The following is a 24,481-nucleotide window of genomic DNA, read 5'->3' on the forward strand; positions in this document are numbered from 1 at the left end:
TGAACCCTGCACCACTCATGTCCGCTCCTTCTCGCGTCTGCCTGAGCTCCGATTGGAACACGTCGAGACCGTCAATCTTTGTCGACACGTCGACAGTTCGCCGACCGGCCCCGCGCGGACTCTAGGACCGCGCGGACACCCTCACCAACACCGACTGCTGGACCCACAGGCAGACGTCTGGATCTGTGCACAGCCCCCCGGTCCCCTGCACAGGGTCGGGTCCGCCTGTGCAGAAGTCTGTGCACTACCGAGCCGGTCCGGCGGGGTCAGCCCAGGCGCCGCATCGCCGTCGTCGCGAGCACCAGCTCGCCCGCCTCGTCGGTGGCGTCGCAGTCGACGACGGCCTCGATCACCCAGTCGTGGTGGTCCTCGGGGTCGTGGAGCGTCTGGCGTACGTCGCGCAGCCGGGAGGTCGTGCCCTCCTCGGCGCCGACGGGCTCGCCGGAGCGTTCCTCCCCCACCACCAGCAGGTCGGGTCCGCGGGCGTCGCCGTCGGTCAGCACGGTGTCGTGCTCGGCGTAGTAGGCCTCGATGGCTGCGTCCCACACCGAACGACCCATGACGACCTGCCGCGGCGGGTCGGTGCGGTCGGCCGCCGCACGCTCGAGGCGTACGAGCACCTCGAGATTGTCGCGGGAGACGGCGTCGACCCGGGCCCACATCGCGTTGCGCAGCATGACCCGGAAGGGCCGCTCCTGCCGGGACAGCGGTCGCGGCGGGGGCGGCGGCTCGTGGTGGGCCACAGCGCTGGAGGCGTGGTCGGGGTCCGAGAGCGCCTCCCACTCATCGAGGAGCGAGGAGTCGGTCTGGCGCACCGTCTCTCCCAGCCACTCGATGACGTCCTCGACCTCGGGCGCGTGGTGGGCGTCGGGAACGGAGTTGCGCAGCGTGCGGTAGGCGTCGGTGAGGTAGCGCAGCACCAGCCCCTCGGAGCGGGCGAGCTGGTAGCGGCCGACGAAGTCGGTGAAGCCCATCCCGTGCTCCCACATCTCGCGCACGATCGACTTCGGCGAGAACGCGTCGTCGGGGAGCCACGGGTGGGTCTGGCGATAGGTCTCGTAGAGCGCCTCGAGGAGCTCGCGCAGCGGCTGCGGCCAGGTGATCTCCTCCATCAGCGCCATCCGCTCGTCGTACTCCAGGCCGTCGGCCTTCATCTCGCCGATCGCGTCACCGCGCGCGGCGTGCTGCTGTGCCATCAGGATCTGGCGCGGCGCCTCGAGGACGGCCTCGACGATCGAGACGACGTCGAGGGCGTACGTCTCCGACTCGGGGTCGAGCACGTCGAAGGCGGCGAGCGCGAAGTGCGCGAGCGGCTGGTTGAGGGCGAAGTTGTCGGGCAGGTCGACCGTCATCACGAACCGCCGACCGTGCTCGTCGAGCTCGGGCAGCCGGGTCACGATGCCGGTGCGCACGAGCGAGCGCGACAGGCGCAGTGCGCGGCGGGCGAGCCGCAGCTGCCCGCGCCGGTCCTCGTGGTTGTCGGTGACCAGGCGACGCAGCACCCCGAAGGCGTCCTCCTCACGGGAGACGACGTTGACGAGCATCGCGTTGTCGACCTTCATCCGGCTCTGGAGCCGCTCCGGCACGCCGGCGACGAGCTTGTCGAAGGTCTGCTCGGTCCACACCACGGTGCCCTCGGGCGCCTTCTTCAGCTGCACCTTGGACTTCTTCTTGCCTGCGGCCACGCGGGCGGCGATCTTCACCTTCGCCTGCTCGTTCTCGATCACGAAGTCCGGAGCCTGTACGACGACGTAGCCGGCCGTGTCGTAGCCCGCCCGGCCCGCGCGGCCCGCGATCTGCTGGAACTCCCGCGTCCGCAGCACCCGCTGCTTGGTCCCGTCGAACTTGGCCAGGCCCGTGAACAGCACCGTGCGGATCGGCACGTTGATGCCGACGCCGAGGGTGTCGGTGCCGCAGATGACGCGGAGCAGCCCCGCCTGGGCCAGCGTCTCCACGAGCCGGCGGTACTTCGGGAGCATCCCGGCGTGGTGGACGCCGATGCCGCTGCGGACCAGCCGCGACAGCGTCTTGCCGAAGCCGGCGCCGAAGCGGAAGGCGCCGATCTTCTCGGCGATCGCGTCCTTGTCGACCTTCGGCCCGCCACCCGACGAGCCGATCCGGGACTTCAGCAGGTTGGTGGCGTGCTCGACCGCGGCGGCCTGCGTGAAGTGGACGACATACACGGGGTCCTGGCCGGTGGTCACCAGCTCCTCGAGCGTGTCGTCCAGCGGCTCCATCGACCAGCGGAAGCTCAGCGGGACGGGTCGCTCGGCATCGTCAACGACCACGGTGTCCCGCCCGGTGCGGAGCTTGAGGTCCTCGACGAAGAAGGAGACGTCGCCCAGCGTCGCCGACATCAGCAGGAACTGCGCGTCGAGCAGCTCGAGGAGCGGTACCTGCCACGCCCAGCCGCGGTCGTGCTCGGAGTAGAAGTGGAACTCGTCCATCACGACCAGACCGACGTCGGCCGAGCGACCCTCGCGGAGCGCGATGTTGGCCAGCACCTCGGCAGTGCAGCAGATGATCGGGGCGTCGGGGTTCACCGCCGCGTCGCCGGTGAGCATCCCGACGTTGTCCGCGCCGAAGACCTCGATGAGGGCGAAGAACTTCTCGCTCACCAGCGCCTTGATCGGTGCGGTGTAGAAGCTCACCTTGTCCTGGGCCAGCGCGGCCGCGTGCGCGCCGATCGCCACCAGCGACTTCCCGGAGCCCGTCGGGGTGGCCAGGATGACGTGGTTGCCACCGAGCAGCTCGATGACCGCCTCGTCCTGGTGCGGGTAGAGCTCGAGACCCTGGTCGGCGACCCAGCCGGTGAAGGCGTCGTACACCGCGTCGGGGTCGGTGCCGGTCGGGACCCGGGTGTCGAGGCGCAGCGGGGTCTCGGGCATGGGTCGATCCTTCCACCCGGCCGTGGGACACCCGCGGGTGGCGGTCGCGGCGCTGCGAGGATGCGCGGATGACGAGCCCGCGGGTCATCGACCTCAGCCACCCCATCCGCGCCGGGTTGACGACGTACCCGGGACTCCCCGCGCCGACGATCACGGCCCACCTGACGCACGAGGAGTCCCGCGCGCACTACGCCGAGGGCACCGAGTTCACGATGGGAATCATCACGATGATCGGCAACACCGGCACCTACCTGGACTCCCCCTACCACCGCTACGCCGACGGCCCCGACCTCGCCGGCCTCGACCTGGCCACCCTCGTGGGTCTGCGCACGGAGGTGTTCCACCTCCAGGACGCCTGGACCGCCGACCGGCGCGGGATCGACGCCGCTGCGCTGGAGGGGCGGGACCTCGCCGGCGCAGCCGTCCTCGTCGACACCGGCTGGAGCAGCCGCTTCGGGACCGAGGCGTACGGCCGTGGCGCGCCGCACCTCACCCGCGAAGCTGCCGAGCACCTGGTCGCCGCGGGAGCGGCCCTGGTGGGGATCGACTCGGTCAACATCGACGACACCGAGAGCGGCGGCGAGCGGCCGGTGCACAGCCTCCTGCTCGCGTCCGGCATCCATGTCGTCGAGCACCTGACCAACCTGGCCGAGGTCCCGCCGACCGGGGCCTGCTTCACCGCCGCTCCCCCGGCGATCGAAGGCTTCGGCACCTTCCCCGTCCGGGCGTTCGTCACCGTGTGACCGTCGGCGGTTGCGCCGACGTACGTGCGATGCAACCGCGGTGAAACCGGCAGGGCGCACGCTCGTCACATGAACTCACCCAACCAGCAGCCCGCCGTCCGGGCGACCGGGCTCGTCAAGCAGTTCGGGGACCACCGGGCCGTCGACGGGATCGACCTCGAGGTCCAGCGCGGCGAGGTCTTCGGCGTCCTGGGCCCCAACGGCGCCGGCAAGACCACCATGCTCAAGATGCTCGCCACCCTTCTCCCGATCGACGGCGGGACCGGGCAGATCTTCGGCCACGACGTCAGCGCCGAGCCCCACCTCGTACGCCAGCTGATCGGCGTCACCGGGCAGTTCGCGTCGGTCGACGAGAACCTGACCGCCACCGAGAACCTCTGGCTCTTCGCCCGCCTCCAGGGCCTCGGGCGCACCGAGGCGCGCCAGCGCGGGGCGCACCTGCTCGAGCAGTTCGACCTCACCGAGGCGGCCAGCAAGCCGATCTCGGCGTTCTCCGGCGGCATGCGCCGGCGCCTCGACCTGGCTGCGAGCCTGATCACCCGTCCCCCGCTCATCTTCCTCGACGAGCCGACGACCGGGCTCGACCCGCGCACCCGCGGCCAGATGTGGGACACCATCCGCGAGCTGGTCACCGAGGGCAGCACCGTCCTGCTGACCACCCAGTACCTCGACGAGGCCGACCAGCTCGCCGACCGCATCGCGGTGATCGACCACGGCCGCAAGGTGGCCGAGGGCACCGCCGACGAGCTCAAGTCGTCGGTCGGGCGCTCGACCCTCCAGCTGCAGCTCGTCGACGCGGCCGACCTCGCGGCCACCGCCGACCTCACCGAGCAGCTCCTCGGCGAGGCCCCCGCAATCACTCCCGAGACGCGGCGGGTCACCGTCGCCCTCCAGCGCACCGACCAGTCGGTCGACCTGCTCGTCGCGCTGCGTGACCGCGGCGTCGCCATCGAGTCGGTGACCGTGCAGAAGCCCTCGCTGGACGAGGTGTTCCTCGCGCTCACCGGCCACGACACCGGCGAGGACGCCGGCACCGAGGACGCCGGCGACGCCGCCGACCCGACCACCCCGACCCACCAGATGGAGGCATCGCGATGACCACCACCCTCGAGCGCGGCGCGCCGGAGACGTACGACCTCCCCACGCGCGTCAGCCTGGCCGACACGTTCTCCCAGACGATGACCCTCGCGTGGCGGGCGACGGTCAAGATGCGCCGCAGCCTGGAGGTGATGTTCGACGTCACCATCCAGCCGCTCATCTTCACCGCGATGTTCGCCTACATCTTCGGTGGTGCGATCTCCGGCGACGTGGGCAGCTACCTGCCGCTCATCATCCCCGGCCTGATCGGGCAGACGGTCCTCACGGCGTGCGTCGCCACCGGCGTCCAGCTCCGGACCGACCTCGACTCGGGCGTCTTCGACCGGTTCAAGGTGCTCCCGATCGCCCGCATCGCCCCACTGGCCGGCCCGATGGTCGCCGACATGCTGCGCTACTTCATCGCCGCGGTCCTGACGTTCACCGTCGGCATCGCCATCGGCTACCGCCCCGGCGGCGGGTTCGCCGGCGTCGCGGGGGCCGTCCTGCTCGCCGTCATCGCCGGCTGGTCGTTGGCCTGGATCTTCACGTTCTTCGGCCTGGTCGGGCGCAACGCCCAGGGCGTGCAGGGCATCTCGCTGCTCGTGATGTTCCCGCTGACCTTCCTGTCCAACGCGTTCGTCCCGACCGACACGATGCCGCGCCCCCTCGAGGCGTTCGCCGAGGTGAACCCGGTGTCGCTGGTCATCACGGCCCTGCGCGACCTCGCCAACGACGGCCAGGTGACCAGCGCGGTGGGCTGGGCGCTCCTGGGCTGCGCCGTCGTGGTGGGGATCTTCGCCCCGCTGTCGGTGCGTCGCTTCAAGAAGATGTGAGCCAGGCGCGCCGCAGGCGGTCCACGATCTCTGCGGCGCCCGGCTGCAGGTCCGGCCCGGGGCGGTCGGCGAGCTCCTCGACGAGCGTGCCGATCCGCCCCGGCAGCACGGCCTCCGCCAGCTCGACCATCGACTCCCACGACATCACCGGGATGCTGCGGTTGTAGGCCCACCGGTGCGCGATCGCCAGGAGGCGTACGCCGTCCTCGTGCCGCTCCGGCGGGCCGAACCGCAGGATCCAGGCCGACAACGCGACCAGCATGACTCCGTTGAGGGGCAGGTCGGCGAACCACAGCGACCCCGCGGGCAACCCGTTCCCCGTCCCCACGAGGGTGTCGCGCAGCTCCTCGGCCCGTGGGTCCGCAGCATGCGTGGTGTGCCGCGCCCGCGCCACCAGCGCCGCCGAGGCCGACAGCATCAGCCACGGGTTGATCCCGGCCTCGGGGTCGGCCTCGGCCACCATCTCGACGATCGCGTCGTAGCGCCGGATCGCGCCCGCGTGGTCGCCACGCGCGAGTGCGAGCTCGGCCTGCGCGGTCTGCCAGGTCAGCCGGGCGCCCATCTGGGCCGTCTCCCCGTCGGGCTCGCCGAACTCGGCGAGCATCGCCTCGGCACGATCGAGGTCGCCGTCGAGCAACGGCGAGATCGCCGTGGCCATCCGCAAGCTGTAGGCGTCGGTCACCGAGTGCACCCGTTCGAGGAGCGGCCAGGCGATCTCGGCGTGCTGGGCGGCCCGGCGGTGCTCCCCCACGGCCATCGCCAGCTGGCTGAGCTCGGCGTGGAGCGACGCCGTGATGTACGGCGGCAGGTGCCCGAGTGCCAGTGCCTCCTCCGCGCGGGCCCGTGCGGCCTCGACGTCGCCGACGTTCTCCGCGACGATCGAGGCCCACATCAGCAGTGCCCCGGCCTGCGCCGGCCGCGACTGCCGGGCGGCGACCTCGGCGAGGCGGGTCGCAGTGTCGGGCGGCTCGGTGGTGACGTGGACCGTGTGCGCGATGAGGCCCCACGTGCCGACCGGCTGGTCTCCCTGCAGGAGCAGGTCGCGCAGGCCGCCCAGGTCGACGCCCGGCATCCAGCTGAGGTGGATCATCAGCACACCGGCCGCCTCGTCGGCCTGGTCGAACAGCCCGTCGGGCACCTCCCAGCCGCTCAGCAGCTCGGTCGACGGGTCGCAGATCGCGAAGACGCGGGGCTGGTCGCCCGTGATCGTCCAGAGACTGGCGAGCAGGGCGACCAGCCGCGCGACCACCTCGCGATCGCCGACGGTGAGGCCGTGGCGCAGCACGTCGGTGAGGTTGTTCTGCTCCCGCACCAGGACGTCCACCAGCTCGACCTGGTCGTCGGCGATGACGAGGTCGGCGGACCGGTCCGCAAGGTCGACCGCCCAGCGCCGCTGGGCTGCGATGGCCTCGTCGTGCTCGCCCGCCGCGGCCAGCCGTGACGCGGCGTACTCCCGGATCGTCTCCAGCGCCCGGAACCGGGAGCTCCCTCTGTCCTCGCCCATCACCAGCAGGGACTGCTCGACGAGCGCGTCGACCAGGTCGGGCCCACCGGGTCCGAGGACGGCGGTCGCGGTGGACCGGTCGAACCCGTCCTGGAACACCGACAGCCAGGCGAGGGCACGCTGCTCGTCGGTTGCCAGCAGGTCCCACGACCACGCGATCACCGCCTCGAGGGTGCGGTGGCGCTCGGGGGTGCTGCGGTCGCGGCTGCGGAGCGCCGCGAACCGGTCGTCCAGCGCGGCCGCGACCTCACTCACGGTCATCGAGCGCACGCGGGCGGCCGCCAGCTCGACAGCCAGTGGCAGGCCGTCGAGCCGGGCGACGACCTCGCGCACGGCTGCCGGGTCGAGCACCGCGTCCGGACGGGTGGCCGAGGCGCGGCGGACGAACAGCAGCTCCGCATCGGTCGCGGAGAGCTGGCTGAGCGGCATCGCGCGCTCGGCCGCGAGCCGCAGAGGCGCCCGGCTGGTGGCGAGGACCTGGAGGTCGCGGGTGGTCGCGAGCAGGAACGCCACCAGGGCGGCGACCGGCTCGAGGACGTGCTCGCAGTTGTCGAGGACAAGGAGGGTCGGCCCGGCGTCGAGCTCCTGCGCGATGCGACCGCGTACGTCGGCCTGCTGCGCGGGCGTGAGCACCGGCCTCGTCGTCACCGAGCCACGCACGCCGAGACCCGCACCGACAGCCGCCACGACGTCGTCCCCTGCGCCCACGCCCACCAGCTCGACCACGCGTACGTTCGGCAGCGCCGACTCGCGGGCGAGCGCCTGGGCCACGCTGGTCTTGCCGATCCCTCCCGGACCGAGCACGGTCACCAGGCGCGACGACGCGAGGGCTGCGCGGAGCCGGTTCAGGTCCGCCTCGCGCCCCAGCAGTCCGGCGCCGTCGTAGCGCAGCCCCGTACGCACCGGGTCGTCGGCCGCCAGCAGCTCGCGGTGCAGGTGCTGGAGCTCAGGCGCGGGGTCGACCCCGAGGCGGTCGGCCAGGTCCTCGCGGTAGGTCTCGTAGCGGCCCAGCGCGACGGCGGGTCCGCCGATCGCCGCCATGGTGCGCAGCAGGTCGACCAGCACGCCGGAGTCGTCGACCCAGCGCTCGGCAGCCGCCTCGAGGAAGGGCAGGGCGTCGCCGTGGCGGCCCTGGCGCGCCAGTGCCCGGCCCAGCACGTCGTCGGCCGGCAGGAGCGTACGCGCGGCGAGCGCGCGGAGCCGGGCGAGAGGGCCCGTCGTGTCGTCCTGCGCGGGCTCGGGCCACGAGCGGGCGCGCTCGGCCACCTCTGCCGCCCGCACCGCGTCGCCCGACCGGAGCGCCTCACGCGCCTCGGCGACCTGCAGGCCGAGCGCCAGCACGTCGACCTCCTCGGGCTCCAGCCCGAGGCGGTAGCCGCTCTCCGTCAGGTCGACCACCCGCGCCGAGGTCGCGGCACGGAGCCGGGAGACCAGCACCTGCAGGGCCTTGCCCGGCGTCGCCGGCGGCTCGTCGTCCCAGACCTGCTCAACGAGCTGGGCGACGGCCAGGCCCCGTGGTTCCAGGACGAGCGCGGCGAGCAGCGCCTGCGGGCGGGCGCCGACCAGGGGCGCGCCGTCCCAGGTGGGCGGCCCGAGCAACCGCAGGCGGATCGTCATTCTCGTGCCCGAGGGTGGGCCGTGGCGAAGACCTCACGCAGGTTGTCGACCGTGACGAGCGTGTAGACCTGCGTCGTGGTCACCGACGCGTGACCGAGCAGCTCCTGCACGACGCGTACGTCGGCACCACCGTCGAGCAGGTGCGTCGCGAACGAGTGGCGCAGGGTGTGGGGTGACACGGACGCCGTCACCCCGGCCCGCTCCGCCGCCTTCACCAGCACCGCCCAGGCGCTCTGGCGCGAGAGCCGGCCGCCGCGCGAGTTCACGAACATGGCCGGCCCCCCGCGTCCGGTGCCGACCAGCTCCGGACGGGCGCGGGCGACGTAGGCGGCGACCGCCTCACGCGCATAGCCACCCACCGGCACCAGCCGCTCCTTGCCGCCCTTGCCGCGCAGGAGCACCGTGCCGTCGACCGCGTCGAGGTCGTCGACGTCGAGGCCGACCGCCTCCGAGATGCGGGCACCTGTCCCGTAGAGCAGCTCGAGCAGCGCCCGGTCGCGCAGCGCCAGGAGCGTATCGGGGGCGCCGGCCGCCTCGAGGATCGCCTCGACGTCGGACAGCGGGAGCGCCTTCGGCAGCCGCTTGGCAGGCGTGGGTGGCTTCACCGCCGCGGCCGGGTCGGCGACGGCGAGCCCATCGGAGACGGCGAACTTGTGGAAGCCGCGTACGGCGACCACCGTCCGGGCGGCCGAGGTGGCGCTCAGGGGCGGGTGGCCCTCGCTCCCCTCCCGGAGGCTGACCAGGAACGCGGCCACCGTCTGCTCGGTGACCGCGTCCAGGTCGTCGATGCCCTGGGTCGCGAGGAACTCGTCGTAGCGCCCCAGGTCACGCCGGTAGGAGCTGAGCGTGTTGACCGCCAGGCCGCGCTCGACCGTGAGGTGGTCGAGATACGTGCGTACGGCGCGGCCCAGCGTCACCCCGCCAGTCAACTGGATGTCACCCCAGGACGCTGTCGAGTCCCACCGACTCGATACCGACCGCCTCGCCGACGGGTGCGTAGGTCAGCTGGCCGGCGTGGGTGTTGAGGCCGAGCCCGAGGCTGGCGTCGTCACGGCAGGCCTGCGCCCAGCCCTTGTCCGCGAGTGCCACCGCATAGGGCAGCGTCGCGTTGGTGAGCGCGTACGTCGAGGTGTTGGGCACCGCACCCGGCATGTTGGCCACGCAGTAGAAGACCGAGTTGTGGACCTCGTACGTCGGGTCGTCGTGCGTCGTGGCGTGGGAGTCCTCGAAGCAGCCGCCCTGGTCGATGGCGATGTCCACGAGCACCGAGCCCGGCTTCATCCGCGACACGAGGTCGTTGCTGACCAGCTTGGGAGCCGCGGCACCCGGGATCAGGACAGCGCCGATCACCATGTCGGCCTCCATCACCTGCTGCTCGACCGCGAGCTTGGACGAGGCGAGGCCGTGGACGCGGTTGTTGTAGCGCCAGAACGACATCCGGAGCTTGTCGAGGTCCGTGTCGAGCAGGGTCACGTCGGCACCCATGCCGAGCGCGATGTTGGCCGCGTTCTGGCCCGAGACACCGGCACCGATGATGACGACCTTCGCGTTGGCGACGCCGCCGACGCCGCCCATCAGGACACCGCGACCACCCTGTGCCTTCATCAGGGAGTACGCGCCGACCTGGGGTGCCAGGCAGCCGGCAACCTCGGACATCGGGTAGAGCAGCGGCAGCCCGCCGGAGGGCAGCTGCACGGTCTCGTACGCGATGGCGGTGACCTTGCGCGCCATCAGCTCCTCGGTGAGCGGCTTGTCCGCGGCAAGGTGGAGGTAGGTGAAGAGGGTCTGGCCCTCCCGCATCCGGTGGTACTCCTCGGCGACGGGCTCCTTGACCTTCATGATCATGTCCGCCGTGCCCCACACGTCGTCTGCCGTGTCGAGCATCGTGGCGCCGGCCGCGATGTACTCCGCGTCGGGGATGAGCGAACCCTCGCCCGCGGTCTTCTGCACGACCACGTCGTGCCCGTGCTGGACCAGCTCGTGCACGCCGATGGGGGTCAGGGCCACGCGGTACTCGCGGTTCTTGACTTCCTTGGGTACGCCGACCTTCATACCTTGCTCCTACGTGATGAAAGAGGGGCCACGGGTGTGGCTCGCCTCACAGCGGGAGCGAGACTACTCCCGGGAGCGCTCAGCCGCCGTCCAGGGCCCCGCGCTGCCGGAGGACGGCGTAGGCCAGCACTGCCTGGGCCAGCGGACCCTGCCGTACGCGGCCCTCGAGCACTGCCTCCAGCAGGTCGGCCATCGGTGCCCGGAAGCGCTGCATCTCGGCCTCCTCGTGGCGCATCTCGAAGTCGCCGCGCGGTGCGTGGGACAGTCCGCGGGCCAGGAAGATGTCATGCACCTCGTCGCTGATCCCGGCACTCCCGTACGTGCTGAGCAGGAGCCGCCAGTCCGACGCCTCGAGCTCGACCTCCTCGCGCAGCTCGCGCTTGGCCGTCTCGACGGCCGGCTCGTCGCCCGCGTCCTTGAGGCCGGCCGGGAGCTCGACGAACTCGTGACCGCTGGTGTGGCGGTACTGCCGCAGCAGCACGACCTGCTCCTCGTCGTCCACGGCCAGCACGATCACGGCTCCGGGGTGCTCCAGGCTGAGCCGGCTGAACTCCTCGGGGTGCCCGGGACGGGTGATCACGTCCTCGCGCAGCGCGACCACCCAGCCGTCCCGGTGCAGGTCCCGGCTCGACACCACGGGCCAGGACATCGGCCGGTCGGCGAGCGGTTCGACAGGACTTTCTGCGGGCCCGGCTGCGGGCGGGGTCGACATGCCCCGCACGCTAGCGCGGATGGACACAGTAGGTACGGTCAGGCGCATGAGTGAGCGCAGCGAGCGAATCATCCAGTCCAGGGCGACATGTGCCTCATGCGCGCACGGAGCGAAGCGAGTACGTGCATGAGCCTTTTGAGCCTCACCCAGCACGAAGCAGCGACCCGCTCGGCCCTCCTCGAGGTGCAGCGCTACGACATCGCGGTGGACATGACCGGCCTGCTCGAAGGCGAGGTGTTCGCCTCGACAAGCACCATCACCTTCACGTGCAGCGAGCCCGGAGCGACCACCTTCGTGGACGTCGCGATGGACGTCAGCCGGGCGACCCTCAACGGTGCCGACGTCGACGTCTCGCAGGCCGCCGACGGGCGCCTGCCGCTGCCGGCACTGGCTGCCGACAACGTCCTCGTCGTCGAGGCCAGCACCACCAACACCGCGACCGGCGAGGGCATCCTGCGCACGGTCGACCCCACCGACAAGCTCGTCTACGTCTGGACCAGCCTCGAGCCCGACGAGGCCCGGCGTGTCTGGGCCTGCTTCGACCAGCCCGACCTCAAGGCACCGCACCGCTTCGTGGTGACGGCGCCGTCCTCGTGGGTCGTCACCTCCAACGGCGCGCCCGAGTCGATCGAGGACGCCGAGTCCTCGGACGCCAAGGTCTGGACCTACCCCGACACCCCGCGCCTGTCGACGTACGTCGTCGTGGTCAACGCCGGTCCGTTCCACGAGGTACGCCGCGAGCACGACGGCTACGACCTCGGGTTCTACTGCCGCCAGTCGCTCGTGCCCGTCCTGGAGCGCGACCTCGACGAGCTCGTCACCCTCACCCGCCAGGGCCTCGCGTTCTTCGGCGAGCGCTTCGCCTTCCCGTTCCCGCAGGCGCGCTACGACCAGGTCTTCGTGCCCAACCTCGGTGGCGCGATGGAGAACTGGGGCTGCGTGACCTACGGCGACGGCCAGCTCTTCCGCACTCCCCCGACCCACGCCCAGCGCAGTGTCCGCGCCGAGTTCATCTTTCACGAGATGGCGCACATGTGGTTCGGCGACCTGGTCACCATGCAGTGGTGGGACGACCTCTGGCTCAACGAGGCGTTCGCGTCGTGGGCGGCCAACTGGGGCATGGCCGGTGCCTCGGAGTTCACCGATCAGTGGGCCACCTTCCTGGCCGTGTCCAAGCGCACCGCCTACGAGATGGACATGAGCCCGGCCAGCCACCCGATCCGCAGCGAGGTCGCCGACGTCTCGGCCGCGATGGCCAACTTCGACGCGATCACCTACGTGAAGGGCCAGAGCGTCCTGCACCAGCTCGTCGCCTACATCGGCGAGGACGCGTTCGTGGAGGGACTGCGCGACTACTTCAGCCGCTTCGCCTTCTCCAACACTCGCCTCGACGACCTGATGGACTGCTACGCCCGTGCCTCGGGTCGCGACCTCTCGGCCTGGACCAAGGCCTGGCTCGACGAGGCCGGTGCCGACGTGATCTCGCTCGTCGGTGACGAGCTCGTCGTCACGACCACCGACGACCAGGAGCCGCGGCCCCACCACCTCGACATCGCGGTCTTCGACACGTCCGGCGACCAGCTGGTGGCCGTCGGCCGCTCCTCGCACGAGGTCACCGGCTCGCGCACCCCCGTCGAGCTCCCCGCCGGTGACCTGCGGCTGGTCAACGCGGGCGACTTCACGTTCGCGGCCGTCAAGCCCGACGCCACCTCGCTCGAGCAGATGCTCACGCGGATCGACCAGCTCACCGACCCGCTCGACCGCGCCCTCGTCGGCGCGACCGCCGGCCAGCTGCTGCTGCTGGGCGACGTCGCCCCGCGCGACGTCTCGGCGGCCCTGACCCGCGCGCTGGCCTCGGAGACCAGCCCTGCCCTCGTCGAGCCGTTCCTCGGCCAGGCGCTCCTGGTCGCCGACCGATGGGCGCCGGCCGCCGAGTCCCCCGGCCTGCTGCGGAGCCTCGCCGACACGGTCGTCGGGCTCGTCGACCTCCCCGACGCCCGGCAGGCCGCCCTCCGTACGCTCGCCGCCTCCGCGTCCACCGACGCGCACTGGTCCGTCCTCGACGAGGCCGCTGCGAAGGCGACCGACCTCGACCTCGCCTGGCGGATCCTCGTACGCCGCTCCGAGCTCGGCGACCACGACGAGGACCGGGTCGCCCGGCTGCTCGAGTCCGACCCGGACCCCGACGCCGGGATGCGCCGCCTCGCGGTGCTGGCCGCCCGCCCCGACGCGGAGGCCAAGGAGGAGGTCTGGCGCGCGTTCTTCGTCGACTACGCTGTGCCCGCTAGCCGCGAGACCCTGGTCCTCGGCTCGACCTTCTGGCGCCCCGGACAGGCGGAGCTGCTCGCGCCGTACACGCACCGCTACCTCGACGAGCTCCACACGCTGAAGGGCGGGCTGCTCAACCAGGGCCTCACGATCCGGTCGATGTTCCCCCTCGGTGCGGGCGACGCGTCGTTCCTCGCCGCCGCCGAGGCGGCCGCGGACGACACCGGCCTGATGGCGTACGCCCGCAACCAGCTCCGCGCGAACTCGTTCGTGCTGCGCCGGATCCTGCAGGCCCGCCAGCTCTGACCGGGCACTTCCTCGCGCTAGAAAGGGCTGACCGGGCGCTTCGTGCCCGTCCGCGTCAGTCCTCGTCGTCCTTGCGGCGGAGCCCGGTCTCGTCGATCGGGAACCGCTCGGAGCGCTGCCGCTCGATCGCGGCACCGATGAGTCCCGCGAAGAGCGGGTGGGGGCGCGTAGGCCGCGAGCGGAGCTCGGGGTGCGCCTGCGTCGAGACGTAGTAGGGGTGCACGTCGGCCGGCAGCTCGACGAACTCGACCAGCCCGAGCTCGGGGTTGATGCCCGAGAAGACCAGGCCCGCCTCGGCGAGGGTCTCGCGGTAGGCGTCGTTGAACTCGTAGCGGTGGCGGTGGCGTTCCTCGATGACCTCGGCGCCGTACGTCGCCCGCACGACGCTGCCGGCGGCGAGCGTGGCCTTCTGCAGGCCGAGGCGCATGGTGCCGCCGAGGTCGCCGGCGCCGTCGACGAACTTCTTCTGCTCCTCGATCGTCGAGATGACGGGTTCCACGGTGTCGGGGTCGAACTCGGTCGACCCGGCCTTGCCCAGGCCGGCGACGTTGCGGGCGTACTCGATGACCATGCACTGCAGGCCGAGGCAGAGGCCGAGCGTCGGGATCCCGTGGGTGCGGGTGTAGTGCAGCGCGCCGAGCTTGCCCTCGATGCCGCGTACGCCGAAGCCGCCCGGCACGAGCACGGCGTCGACGTCGGCGAGCTGCTTGGCGGCGCCGGCCTCGGTCTCGCACTCGTCGGAGGCGACCCAGCGGATGTTGACCTTGGCCTCGTGGGCGAAACCGCCGGCGCGCAGCGCCTCGCTCACCGAGAGGTAGGCGTCGGGCAGGTCGATGTACTTGCCGACGAGCGCGACCGTGACTTCCTCCGACGGGTGGTGCACCCGGCGCAGCAGGTCGTCCCACGTGGTCCAGTCGACGTCGCGGAACGGGAGGTCGAGGCGTCGTACGACATAGGCGTCGAGGCCCTCGCGGTGCAGCACCTTCGGGATGTCGTAGATCGACGGCGCGTCGGCGGCGGTGACCACGGCGTCGTCGTCGACGTCGCACATGAGCGCGATCTTGCGCTTGATGCTGTCGGGCAGCTCGCGGTCGGCCCGGCACACGATCGCGTCTGGCTGGATGCCGATGGAGCGCAGCGCGGCCACCGAGTGCTGGGTCGGCTTGGTCTTCAGCTCGCCCGACGGGCCGATGTAGGGCACCAGGGACACGTGGATGAAGAAGCAGTTCCCGCGACCGATCTGGTGCCGGGTCTGGCGCGCGGCCTCGAGGAACGGCAGCGACTCGATGTCGCCGACCGTGCCACCGACCTCGGTGATCACGACGTCGATGTCCGGCCCGCCCATGGCGAGGATCCGGTCCTTGATCTCGTTCGTGATGTGCGGGATGACCTGCACGGTGTCACCGAGGTAGTCGCCGCGACGCTCCTTGGCGATGACGGTCGAGTACACCTGGCCGGTCGTCACGTTGGCGATCTGGTTGAGGTCGGTGTCGAGGAACCGCTCGTAGTGCCCGATGTCGAGATCGGTCTCCGCGCCGTCATTGGTCACGAAGACCTCGCCGTGCTGGAACGGGTTCATCGTGCCCGGATCCACGTTGAGATAGGGATCGAGCTTCTGCATCGTGACGCGCAGTCCGCGCGCCTTCAACAGGTTGCCGAGGCTGGAGGCGGTGAGCCCCTTGCCGAGGGAGGAGGCGACGCCTCCGGTCACGAAAACGTGCTTGGTCGGCGTGGGGTTCTTCACGGGCCTCGATCCTACCCGAGAGGGACGGCGCCGTCGGCACCCGACGCACCGAAGGAGCCGCCGGGAGTCGTGAGCGAGCGCTGGAGGACCATGATCGCGGCCACCTGACCGGCCACGGTGTCGACGCCGTCCACGCTTGCGACGCTGGCGGCGGCCGGGTCGGCGCGGAGCCGCCCGAGCTGTCCGGAGCCCCCGTCCGCGAGGGTGCCGGCGACCACGACGCCCGTGGCCTGGGCCGCGAGACCCTCGGCCAGACCCGCCAGGATGGCGTCCGAGCCCTCGTCGCCGGCGTCGTCGCCGAGCACGAGCAGCACGAGCGGGGCGCGCCGCGAGACGTCGTCGGGCTGCGTCATCAGTCCGGCGCCGCTCACCGCGTCGGCGATGGCCCGTGCCTTGCGGGTGCGGTCCTCGCCCTCCGCCACCTTGCTGGCCACTGCGAGCCCGATCAGCTGCCCGATGCGGTCGTACGTCGACGCGTCGGCGGTGACCGCGTCGGCGGCCTGCTGGGTCAGCAGCTGGCTGCCGAGCGTGTCGACGAGGGACTTCTGGGCCGGGTCCACGAGGTCCGCGCCCAGGTCGTAGCGCGCGGTGACCGTGCCGCCGGCGGCCTCCACCTGCCCGGCCAGCGCCGTGACCACCTGCTCGTCGGCGCCCGGCACGGTGACGATCGCCACCGAGCGCTCGGCCAGCCGCGTGCTGAGGATCGGCGGACCGAGGGCCGAGACGAAGGCTTCGGTGTAGTCGGCCCCGGCACTGCCGTCGGCAGGGGTGGCCGCGCGGTCGTTGCTCGAAGCGGTGACGGCGGGGCCGACGTCTGAGAGGGGTCCGCCGCCGAGCACGATCCCGGCCGCAAGGGCCAGGAAGACGGCGACGATGGTCAGGACGTGGTGACGCAGGGTGATCACTGGAGCATTCCTCGGACGTTGTCGATCAGGTCGGTGGTGGTGCGGGAGACGACCGGCGAGACGTCGTCGACCCACTGCTGCCCCACGGGCGTCACGCTGATGGCCGCGCCGACCGCCAGCACCCCGGCGACCAGCGCGCCCAGCAGGTGTCGGGGGCGTACGGCGCCGTCGTAGAGCCGCGGGAGGGCGGTCGCGTCGACCAGGTCGGGGCCGAGCTTGAGCCGGGTCAGGAATGTGCTCGCGAGGCCCACCCGGCGCCGGTCCAGGAACTCGGCGAGGGTCGCGTGCATGCCCACGCCCACGATGAGCGAGGCGTGGTGCCCGGACGCCAGCAGCAGGGCGGCGTCCTCGGTGGTCGCTGTCGTCTCGAAGCGCAGCGGGCGGATGCCCATCCGCTCCAGGTGCTCGGTCGCGCTCCGGGGTGAGCCGCGCTCGACGAGCACCACCACGTCACGTGCCTTGCGCAGCACGGCCGCGCCGGGCTGGTCGTCGCCGTCACCGGTCAGCACGACCACGTCGGGTCGATGGCCCGCCTCCGCGAGCGCGTCTGCGCCGCGGTCGACCCCGATGAGGACAGGACGCTGCTCGCGCACGAACGGTCGGATCCCGCGCAGCTCCTCCTCCCAGCCGTGGGAGCGCACCGCGACGACCACGGGGCGACCGGCCATGTCGGTGGCGGTCCGCGGGATCCCATGGCCGTGCAGCAGCAGGTCCTGCTCGCGACGGAGGAACTCGGTGGTGTTGTGCGTGAAGCTCTCGAGCTGGGCGGTCAGCCCGGAGCGGGCCTTGCCCATCTCGGCGCGCACGACGTCGGCTGTGAGCTCACGGCCGGGCGAGATCAGCGTCTCGCCAGCGTGCACCACGCCTGCATCGATACGGACCGCGGTCCCGTCCTCGAGCCGGTCGAACACCTCGAGCCCGGCGCTGTCGACGACGGTGATGCCCGCCTGGACGAGGAGCTCCGGCCCCAGGTTGGGGTAGCGCCCCGAGATCAACGGGCTCGCGTTCACGACGGCGACGACACCGGCGTCGATCAGCGCCTGGGCGGTGTCGCGGTCCATGTCGAGGTGGTCGAGGAAGGCGACGTCACCGGCCTGGAGCCGAGGCAGCAGGCTGGCCGTACGCCGGTGGAGCCGGGCGGGACCGTGGACACCGGGGAGTGTGGGGGCGGGGCGGGAGCGGACTGCGAACTTCATGACCGAGCCATGGTGTCAGCCGGTTCGGTGCCCTTCGGGGAGGCACGCCCGCTCGGGCGCGGCGGCGGCGAGGAGCTCACGGGCATGGGCGCGGGCGCTGTCGGAGTCCTCGACGCCGGCCAGCATCCGGGACAGCTCCTGCTCCCTGCTCGCCTCGTCGAGGGTCACCAGGCCGGAGGTCGTGACCGACCCGTCGCTGGACTTGTGCACGACCACGTGGCGATCGGCGTACGCCGCCACCTGGGGCAGGTGGGTGACCACCAGGACCTGCGACGTACGGGCCAGCACGGCGAGCCGTCGACCGACCTCGATCGCCGCCTTGCCGCCCACGCCCGCGTCGACCTCGTCGAACACGAACGTCGGCACCGAGCCCGTCTCGGCCAGCGACACCTCGAGCGCCAGCATCACGCGGGACAGCTCACCGCCGGACGCGCCCTTGTGCAGCGGGCGGGCATCGGCGCCGGTGTTGGCGGCCAGGAGGAACTCGACGTCGTCGACGCCGTGCGACGCGGCCCGCAACCAGCGACCGTCCACGCGGAGCACCGGTCCCCCGGGCGTCTCCGGAACGGGTGCCTCCTGCTGGGAGACGGCGATCGTCACGGTCGCATGGGGCATGGCGAGCGACGTGAGCTCGTCGCTGACGGCAACACCCAGCCGGGTCGCGGCCTCCGCCCGCTGCCCGCTGAGCGTCGCGGCCAGCACACCCAGCTCGGCGCGCAGTCGGTCGCGCCGTGCCTCCAGCTCGCCGACCTGGCCGTCCGCGTCCTCGAGGTCGAGGAGGCGCTTGGCGCCGTCCTCGGCCCACGCCAGGACCTCGTCGATCGTCTCGCCGTACTTCCGGGTCAGCGCGGTCAGCGCAGCCCGGCGCTCCGAGACGCCGGCCAGGCGGGCCGGGTCGGTGTCCAGGCTCGAGGCGTACGACGCCACGTCGCCGGCGACGTCGACCAGGAGGTGGCCGAGCTCGGTGATCCGGTCGGCCAGCTCGCCCGCGGTGGCGTCGTGCTCGCGGACGCCGTCCAGGGCGTGGCGGGCCGTGCTGGTGGTGCCGAGCGCGTCGGGGGTGCCCTCCTCGCTCGACAGCGCCTCCCGGGCCGTCTCGGCGGCGGTGCGCAGGGTGTCGGCGAACCCGAGCCTGCTCTCCTCGGCCGCCAGCTCGACGTCCTCCCCCGGCCGGGGGTCGACGGCCTCGACCTCCTCCAGCCCGAACCGGAGCTGGTCGGCCTCCCGGGCACGTTCGCGGGTGGAGCCGAGCACCTCGGCCAGGGTGCGCTCGGTCGCGGCGAGCTCGGCCCAGAGACCGGCGTACGCCTCCGACGTCGTGGCCAGCGCCGCACCACCGAAGCGGTCGAGCGACGCGCGCTGGGCGCCGGCACGCAGCAGCCGGTGCTGGTCGGACTGGCCGTGCACGGCGACGAGCGGCTCGGCGATCTCGGCCAGCGCGGTCACCGGCACCGACGCGCCGCCGACCCAGGCACGCGAGCGGCCCTGTGCTGCGACGTTGCGCGCGAGCACGACCCGGTCGTCCTCGATCTCGCCTCCCGACTCCTCCACGGCTTCGCGGAACCCGGCCAGTGACGTCGTCGACACGACGCCTTCGACGCGCGCCTGCTTGGCCCCGGTGCGGACGGCGCCGGGATCGGCACGACCACCGAGCAGCAGGCCCAGCGCCGTGACGACCATGGTCTTGCCGGCGCCGGTCTCACCGGTGATGACGGTCAGTCCGGGACCGAGCTCGAGGGTCGAGGAGTCGATGACCCCGAGCTGACTTATCCGCAGCTCCTCAAGCATCGTGGTCGCCGCCGTCGCGCCAGCGCCGCTCGGCGGCACCGCGCCAGCCCGCGACGGGCAGGCCAAACTTCGCCACGAGCCGGTCGGTGAACGGCGCCTCGTGCAGGCGCACCAGGCGCACCGGGCGGTCTCCGCGGCGGACCTCGATCCGCGCACCCGGCGGCAGGTCGACCGTGCGCCGACCGTCGCACCACAGCACGCCCGATCTGGTGTTGGACAGCACCTCGATTGCGAGCACCGAGGTCGGCGCCACCACCATCGGGCGCGCGAAGAGGGCGTGCGCGCTCAGGGGCACCATGAGCAACGCCTCGACCTCGGGCCACACCACCGGGCCACCGGCGCTGAAGTTGTAGGCCGTCGATCCGGTGGGGGTGGCACAGACCACGCCGTCGCAGCCCCACCTCGACAGGGGTCGTCCGTCGACCTCGACGACGACCTCCAGCATCCGCTCGCGGGCCGCCTTCTCGACGCTCGCCTCGTTGAGGGCGAAGGTCTCGAAGACGACCTCCTTGCCCACCAGCACCCGTACGCCGAGCGTGAGCCGGTCCTCAGCGGTGTACGTGCGGTTGACGATCGCCGCGATCGTGAACTCGACGTCCTCCGGCTCGGCCTCGGCGAGGAACCCGACATGCCCGAGGTTCACGCCGAGCAGCGGCGTGCTGGTCTCGTGGGTGAGTTCGGCGGCCCGCAGGATCGACCCGTCACCTCCGATGACCAGCACCAGCTCGCAGCCCTCGCCCGGGAGGTCGTCGGGTTGCGTCGTCTCGACCAGGCCGTCGCCGCCGCCCGGTCCGAGGTCGGCGGCCTCGGCCGCCAGGAGGCGTACGGCGATGCCGTGCTCGGTGAGCCGCTGGACGCACGCGCGTGCGACCTCACGCACCTCGGCCCGGCCGGTGTGGGCGAGCACCAGGACCCGTCGACCGGTTGGATCAGGGGTCTCGAGGGTCACGGCTCCACCCTCTCACCCGCCACCCCCAGTGGGGCCGCCCTCTCCACCTCGGCGCGGATGTCGTCGGCATCGACGGCAGCCGGCCCGCGGCGCAGCAGCAGGAAGAACTCGACGTTGCCGGACGGCCCGGGCAGCGGGCTGACGGTCACCGCGACCGCGCCCCATCCGCGCGCGGCGGCGAGGTCGGCGATGGCGGTCACGGCCTCTGCCCGGAGCGCGAGGTCGCGCACCACGCCGCCCTTGCCCACGCGGTCCTTGCCGACCTCGAACTGCGGCTTCACCATCAGCGCCAGCTCGCCGTCCTCGCGCGTCACGGACAGCAGCGGGTCGAGCACGAGGGCGAGCGAGATGAAGGACAGGTCGCCCACCACGAGGTCCACGGGCTCGCCGATGACCTCGAGGGTGAGCTCGCGGATGTTGGTGCGGTCGTGCACGTGCACCCGTTCGTCGCTCTGCAGCGACCAGGCGAGCTGGCCGTAGCCGACGTCGACCGCGACCACCTCGCGGGCACCGGCCCGCAGCAGCACGTCGGTGAAGCCGCCGGTGGAGGCGCCGGCGTCGAGGCACCGCTTGCCCGCGACGGTGAGCCCGTGCGCGGCGAAGGCGTCGAGCGCCCCCGCGAGCTTGTGCCCACCCCGCGACACGTAGTCCACCGACGTCGGGTCCTCGCGTACGACGATCGCCACGTCGGTCGTCACGCCGGTCGCGGGCTTGGTGGCGCGGGCTCCGGACACGGTCACCCGGCCGGCCGCGACGAGCTCGCTCGCATGCTCGCGTGAACGGGCCAGGCCGCGTCGGACGAGCTCCTGGTCCAGTCGAAGTCGTCGAGGGGGCACGGTCGGTTCAGGCGCCCTGCTCGCCGTCGGCAGTGTCGTCGGCCGACGACTGGGCGTCCGGCTGGGCGTCGAGGGCGCGGCGCAGCTGCTCGTGGGCGCGCTCGAAGACGGCAACGTGTCCCGCCACCGGCGTGCCGGCGGCGGCCGCGACGTCGACCAGCACCCGATCGACGGCCGCGACGCCCGTCGAGGCGCCGTCCGCGGTGGATTCCGGTCGCTGCTCCATGGCGGCGAGCCTACTCGGCACCGAGGCGCCGGACAGGCCCGGGCGGCGTCGTGTCGCCGAGGTCCACCGGCGACCCGGACGCGTCGAGGTGCTGCCAGCACACGGTGGCGACCACCCGCCACCAGTCGGCGTCGGCGCCGTCCCCGCTGACCGTCAGGCGACCGTCGACGACGGCCGCGCTCCACCCGTTGAGCTCGGCTCCGCCGCCCTCGACAGCCTGCGGCACCGGGTGCGGCTCGAAGAGCCCCTCCAGCGTCGGAGAGATGTACGTCGGGCGCAGCTCGGGCGTGGCCGCGACGAGGTCGTCGAGCCAGCTGACGCCGGTGAGCACCAGCAGCGACGGTACGTCGATCGCGTGCGCCCCCTCGATGTCGGTGTCGAGCCGGTCGCCGACCATGATCGGCCGGTCGCCACCGACGCGCCGCACCGTCTCCTCCATGAGCGGCTTCTCCGGCTTCCCCGCCACCACCGGGTCCACTCCGGCGAAGCCGGAGATGGTCCGCACCAGGACGCCGTGCCCGGGAGCGAGACCGTACGGCGTCGGGATCGTCATGTCGGCGTTGCTGGCCACGTAGGGCAGACCGTCGCGCACGAGCGTCGAGACCCGCATGATGTCGCGCCACCGCACGTCCGGCCCGTAGCCGCTGACCACCGCGACCGCGCCGTCCGGCTCGTCCACGGGCTCGAGGGCCGCCTCCAGCAGCGCGACCCGCAGCCCCTCGCCGCCCAGCAGCAGGACCTTGGCGCCCGCACCGTGCTCGTCGACCAGCACCCGGGCAGCCGCCTGGGCGGACGTCACGACGTCACCGGCGGTCGCGGCGACACCGACGCCTTCGAGCTTCGCGGCCACCTTGTCCGGCGTACGCGACGCGTTGTTGGTGACGAACGCGACGTGGCACCCGGCCTGCCGGACCCGGTCGATGTGCTCGGCCGCTCCGTCGACGACGGTGTCGCCGACGTAGACCACGCCGTCCAGGTCGAACATCACCAGGTCGTGCGCCTCCACGATCGGAGTCGTCGTCTCCTCGAGCATGCTCCACCCCTCTCCGGACTGGGACGCGTGTCCCCCTACGATGCTCCGATGGACTTCGCCCGGGACGTACCGCCGTACGTCGCGAAGCCCCTCGAGCTCCTCCCGTTCCGTGCCCTCATGCTGGCACCGGCCCGGGTCGGCGATCCTGCGTCTGCACGAGCGCTCGCGCGACCCTATCGCGACGTCGCTGCCCGGCTGCTCGACTGGATCGAACAGGGACGCGCCATCGCCGATTCAGGGCCGGCGCTCTACGTGCACGAGTACACCGCTGGCGGACTCACCGTCCGGGGTCTCGTCGGTGCGCTCGCCATGTCGCGGCGCTCCGCGTCGATGGCCGACCGCGCCGTCTGGCCCCACGAAGCCATCCACCACGAGCAGGCCGGCGAGCTGGCCGACCGGATGCACCAGATGGACCTCAACCCCGCGCCCATCCTCCTCGTGCACCACGGCGTCGCCGAGCTGCGCGAGCTGCTGGCCGGCGTGACGCGCGCCAGGCCGGAGTGGCGCTACCTCGACCGCTCGGGGCAGCGTCAACGCATCTGGGCCATCCGCGACGCCGACCTGCTCGCCCGCATCGGCGAGCTGCTGAGCGAGACCCGCTGCCTCCTGGCCGACGGGCACCACCGCTACGCCGCCTACCTCCGCCTCCAGCAGGAGCACCCCGGCACCGCATGGGACACCGGGCTGGCCATGCTGGTCGACCAGGACGACACTCCTCTGTTCCTCGGCGCCATCCACCGCACGCTTCCCGGCACGACCCTCGACGGGCTCGTGGATGCCGCCAGGGCGGCCGGTGCCAGCGTCGCCGAGCACGGCCGGCGACGGGCGCTGGGTGCCCTGGACAGCACCCACCTGGTCCTGACCGACGGGGCGACGTGGCACACCGTCAGCCCGGGTGACCTCGACCGCGACGCCGCAGTGTCCTGGCTGCACGACCGGGTCCTCCCGGGACTGCCGCGCGAGCCGATGCGCGTCGACCACCACCACAACGTCGACGACGCGCTGGCGGCCACCAGCGCTTCGTCACCGGCCGTGCTGCTGCCGAGCCCGGACTTCGACCAGGTCCGCGCGCTCGTAGAGTCGGGCGGGCTCCTGCCCGAGAAGGCCACGTCTTTCCAGCCGAAGCCGAGCCTCGGCGCGATCATGCGGCCGTTGACCGACGCATGATCCTGGCCGCCGACGCCTCGACCTCGACGCGCGAGCGGGTCGCTCCGCCCGCCTGGTAGAACCGGCACCGGACGGACCCTGAGACCTCCACGAGATCGCCGGGGCGCCAGGCCACGATGCTACGCCGCAGACGCGGGGTCCACGCGGTGCACGGCACTGAGTCGACCCGCTGGCCCGCGGCTCGTCCTGCCACCGCGCTCCCAGGTGCAGCGCCACGCTGCACCGAGACCCGGAACGTCACCAGGGTGTCTCCGCTCGGCAGCTCGACGACCACGGGCTCAGCCGTCAGCCGGCCCACCAGGCGTACGTCGTTCGCGGCGACCTCGTCATCGACCTGGTCCTGCACTTCCTTCTTCTGTGTCTTGGCCACAGTGCACCTCCTGGGACCAAGGCTCGCGGCGCAGACCGACACCCGCGCAGCTCGGCATCACGCGCCTGTGGACGACGTCCGGAAGCGCTTCCCTGTGGACGGCCAGTGGGCACGGAATGCCACAGCAACCGGCGCCGCACCAGGTCAGGAAATGCAGAAGTGGGGCCACCCGAAGGTGACCCCACTTCCACAATGTATGTCCGGCGGCGTCCTACTCTCCCACAACCTCTCGGTTGCAGTACCATCGGCGCTGAAAGGCTTAACTTC

At 72.2% G+C, this 24,481-nt stretch carries 19 protein-coding genes and 1 rRNA gene; 5 read left to right on the plus strand and 15 right to left on the minus strand.

Going from position 1 to position 24,481, the window contains the following annotated elements:
- Positions 1 to 266: 266 nt before the first annotated feature.
- The gene (locus EUA94_RS16380) at positions 267 to 2,888 is read right to left on the minus strand and encodes a DEAD/DEAH box helicase (protein WP_129427960.1); all 2,622 of its coding nucleotides are present in this window, start codon (positions 2,886 to 2,888) and stop codon (positions 267 to 269) included.
- 68 nt (positions 2,889 to 2,956) lie between these two features.
- On the opposite strand from EUA94_RS16380, the gene EUA94_RS16385 reads away from it, so the two are divergent.
- The 3 genes from EUA94_RS16385 (at position 2,957) to EUA94_RS16395 (ending at position 5,541) form a co-directional block, all read left to right on the plus strand.
- Positions 2,957 to 3,631, plus strand: a complete 675-nt coding sequence (locus EUA94_RS16385) for a cyclase family protein (RefSeq protein WP_129427961.1) — start codon at positions 2,957 to 2,959, stop codon at positions 3,629 to 3,631.
- Positions 3,632 to 3,700: 69 nt separating this feature from the next.
- Positions 3,701 to 4,729 (plus strand): ATP-binding cassette domain-containing protein, encoded by a 1,029-nt coding sequence (locus EUA94_RS16390; protein ID WP_129427962.1) that lies wholly within the window; start codon positions 3,701 to 3,703, stop codon positions 4,727 to 4,729.
- Entirely contained in the window at positions 4,726 to 5,541 is an 816-nt protein-coding gene (locus tag EUA94_RS16395) for an ABC transporter permease (protein ID WP_129427963.1), read from the plus strand. The genes EUA94_RS16390 and EUA94_RS16395 overlap by 4 nt, the downstream gene beginning before the upstream one ends.
- Here EUA94_RS16395 and EUA94_RS16400 read toward each other — a convergent pair.
- The 4 genes from EUA94_RS16400 to EUA94_RS16415 form a co-directional block, all read right to left on the minus strand.
- Complete coding sequence (locus tag EUA94_RS16400) at positions 5,528 to 8,662, minus strand: ATP-binding protein (protein ID WP_129427964.1); 3,135 nt, start codon at positions 8,660 to 8,662, stop codon at positions 5,528 to 5,530. The two genes, EUA94_RS16395 and EUA94_RS16400, sit on opposite strands and share 14 nt — an antisense overlap.
- On the minus strand, positions 8,659 to 9,579 hold the full coding sequence (gene xerD / locus EUA94_RS16405; RefSeq protein ID WP_242494925.1) for a site-specific tyrosine recombinase XerD: 921 nt from the start codon (positions 9,577 to 9,579) through the stop codon (positions 8,659 to 8,661). Before xerD ends, EUA94_RS16400 begins: the two co-directional genes overlap by 4 nt.
- Before the next feature lie 19 nt (positions 9,580 to 9,598).
- A complete protein-coding gene (gene ald / locus EUA94_RS16410) occupies positions 9,599 to 10,714 on the minus strand; it encodes an alanine dehydrogenase (protein ID WP_129427966.1) in 1,116 nt (371 codons plus the stop codon).
- A 79-nt stretch (positions 10,715 to 10,793) separates the two neighbouring features.
- Positions 10,794 to 11,426, minus strand: a complete 633-nt coding sequence (locus tag EUA94_RS16415; RefSeq protein ID WP_129427967.1) for an NUDIX domain-containing protein — start codon at positions 11,424 to 11,426, stop codon at positions 10,794 to 10,796.
- 126 nt (positions 11,427 to 11,552) lie between these two features.
- On the opposite strand from EUA94_RS16415, the gene pepN reads away from it, so the two are divergent.
- Positions 11,553 to 14,000, plus strand: a complete 2,448-nt coding sequence (pepN, locus tag EUA94_RS16420) for an aminopeptidase N (protein WP_129427968.1) — start codon at positions 11,553 to 11,555, stop codon at positions 13,998 to 14,000.
- A 55-nt stretch (positions 14,001 to 14,055) separates the two neighbouring features.
- Here the strand turns inward: pepN and EUA94_RS16425 are convergent, their stop codons facing one another.
- From EUA94_RS16425 to EUA94_RS16460, 8 genes are read right to left on the minus strand one after another with little or no spacing between them, the layout of a single operon-like run.
- Positions 14,056 to 15,744 (minus strand): CTP synthase, encoded by a 1,689-nt coding sequence (locus EUA94_RS16425; protein WP_129427969.1) that lies wholly within the window; start codon positions 15,742 to 15,744, stop codon positions 14,056 to 14,058.
- An 11-nt stretch (positions 15,745 to 15,755) separates the two neighbouring features.
- On the minus strand, positions 15,756 to 16,649 hold the full coding sequence (locus EUA94_RS16430) for a copper transporter (protein WP_165356937.1): 894 nt from the start codon (positions 16,647 to 16,649) through the stop codon (positions 15,756 to 15,758).
- A complete protein-coding gene (gene steA / locus EUA94_RS16435) occupies positions 16,646 to 17,845 on the minus strand; it encodes a putative cytokinetic ring protein SteA (RefSeq protein WP_129427971.1) in 1,200 nt (399 codons plus the stop codon). Before steA ends, EUA94_RS16430 begins: the two co-directional genes overlap by 4 nt.
- Positions 17,846 to 17,860: 15 nt before the next feature.
- Positions 17,861 to 19,633, minus strand: coding sequence for a DNA repair protein RecN (gene recN, locus EUA94_RS16440; protein ID WP_129427972.1), 1,773 nt, complete (start codon positions 19,631 to 19,633; stop codon positions 17,861 to 17,863).
- Entirely contained in the window at positions 19,626 to 20,582 is a 957-nt protein-coding gene (locus tag EUA94_RS16445) for an NAD kinase (protein ID WP_129427973.1), read from the minus strand. The genes recN and EUA94_RS16445 overlap by 8 nt, the downstream gene beginning before the upstream one ends.
- Positions 20,579 to 21,418 (minus strand): TlyA family RNA methyltransferase, encoded by an 840-nt coding sequence (locus EUA94_RS16450; protein ID WP_129427974.1) that lies wholly within the window; start codon positions 21,416 to 21,418, stop codon positions 20,579 to 20,581. Before EUA94_RS16450 ends, EUA94_RS16445 begins: the two co-directional genes overlap by 4 nt.
- A gap of 7 nt (positions 21,419 to 21,425) precedes the next feature.
- On the minus strand, positions 21,426 to 21,644 hold the full coding sequence (locus EUA94_RS16455; protein WP_129427975.1) for a hypothetical protein: 219 nt from the start codon (positions 21,642 to 21,644) through the stop codon (positions 21,426 to 21,428).
- 10 nt (positions 21,645 to 21,654) lie between these two features.
- Positions 21,655 to 22,677 (minus strand): HAD-IIA family hydrolase, encoded by a 1,023-nt coding sequence (locus EUA94_RS16460; RefSeq protein WP_129427976.1) that lies wholly within the window; start codon positions 22,675 to 22,677, stop codon positions 21,655 to 21,657.
- A gap of 48 nt (positions 22,678 to 22,725) precedes the next feature.
- Between EUA94_RS16460 and EUA94_RS16465 the strand changes: the two genes are divergently transcribed.
- On the plus strand, positions 22,726 to 23,844 hold the full coding sequence (locus EUA94_RS16465; protein ID WP_129427977.1) for a DUF1015 family protein: 1,119 nt from the start codon (positions 22,726 to 22,728) through the stop codon (positions 23,842 to 23,844).
- Here the strand turns inward: EUA94_RS16465 and EUA94_RS16470 are convergent.
- Both EUA94_RS16470 and rrf read right to left on the minus strand, forming a co-directional pair.
- On the minus strand, positions 23,819 to 24,214 hold the full coding sequence (locus EUA94_RS16470; protein WP_242494926.1) for a single-stranded DNA-binding protein: 396 nt from the start codon (positions 24,212 to 24,214) through the stop codon (positions 23,819 to 23,821). The two genes, EUA94_RS16465 and EUA94_RS16470, sit on opposite strands and share 26 nt — an antisense overlap.
- Positions 24,215 to 24,412: 198 nt before the next feature.
- A 5S ribosomal RNA gene (gene rrf, locus EUA94_RS23155) occupies positions 24,413 to 24,481 on the minus strand; the annotation flags it as partial.

The sequence above is a fragment of the Nocardioides zhouii genome (assembly GCF_004137345.1).
GTDB lineage: Bacteria > Actinomycetota > Actinomycetes > Propionibacteriales > Nocardioidaceae > Nocardioides > Nocardioides zhouii.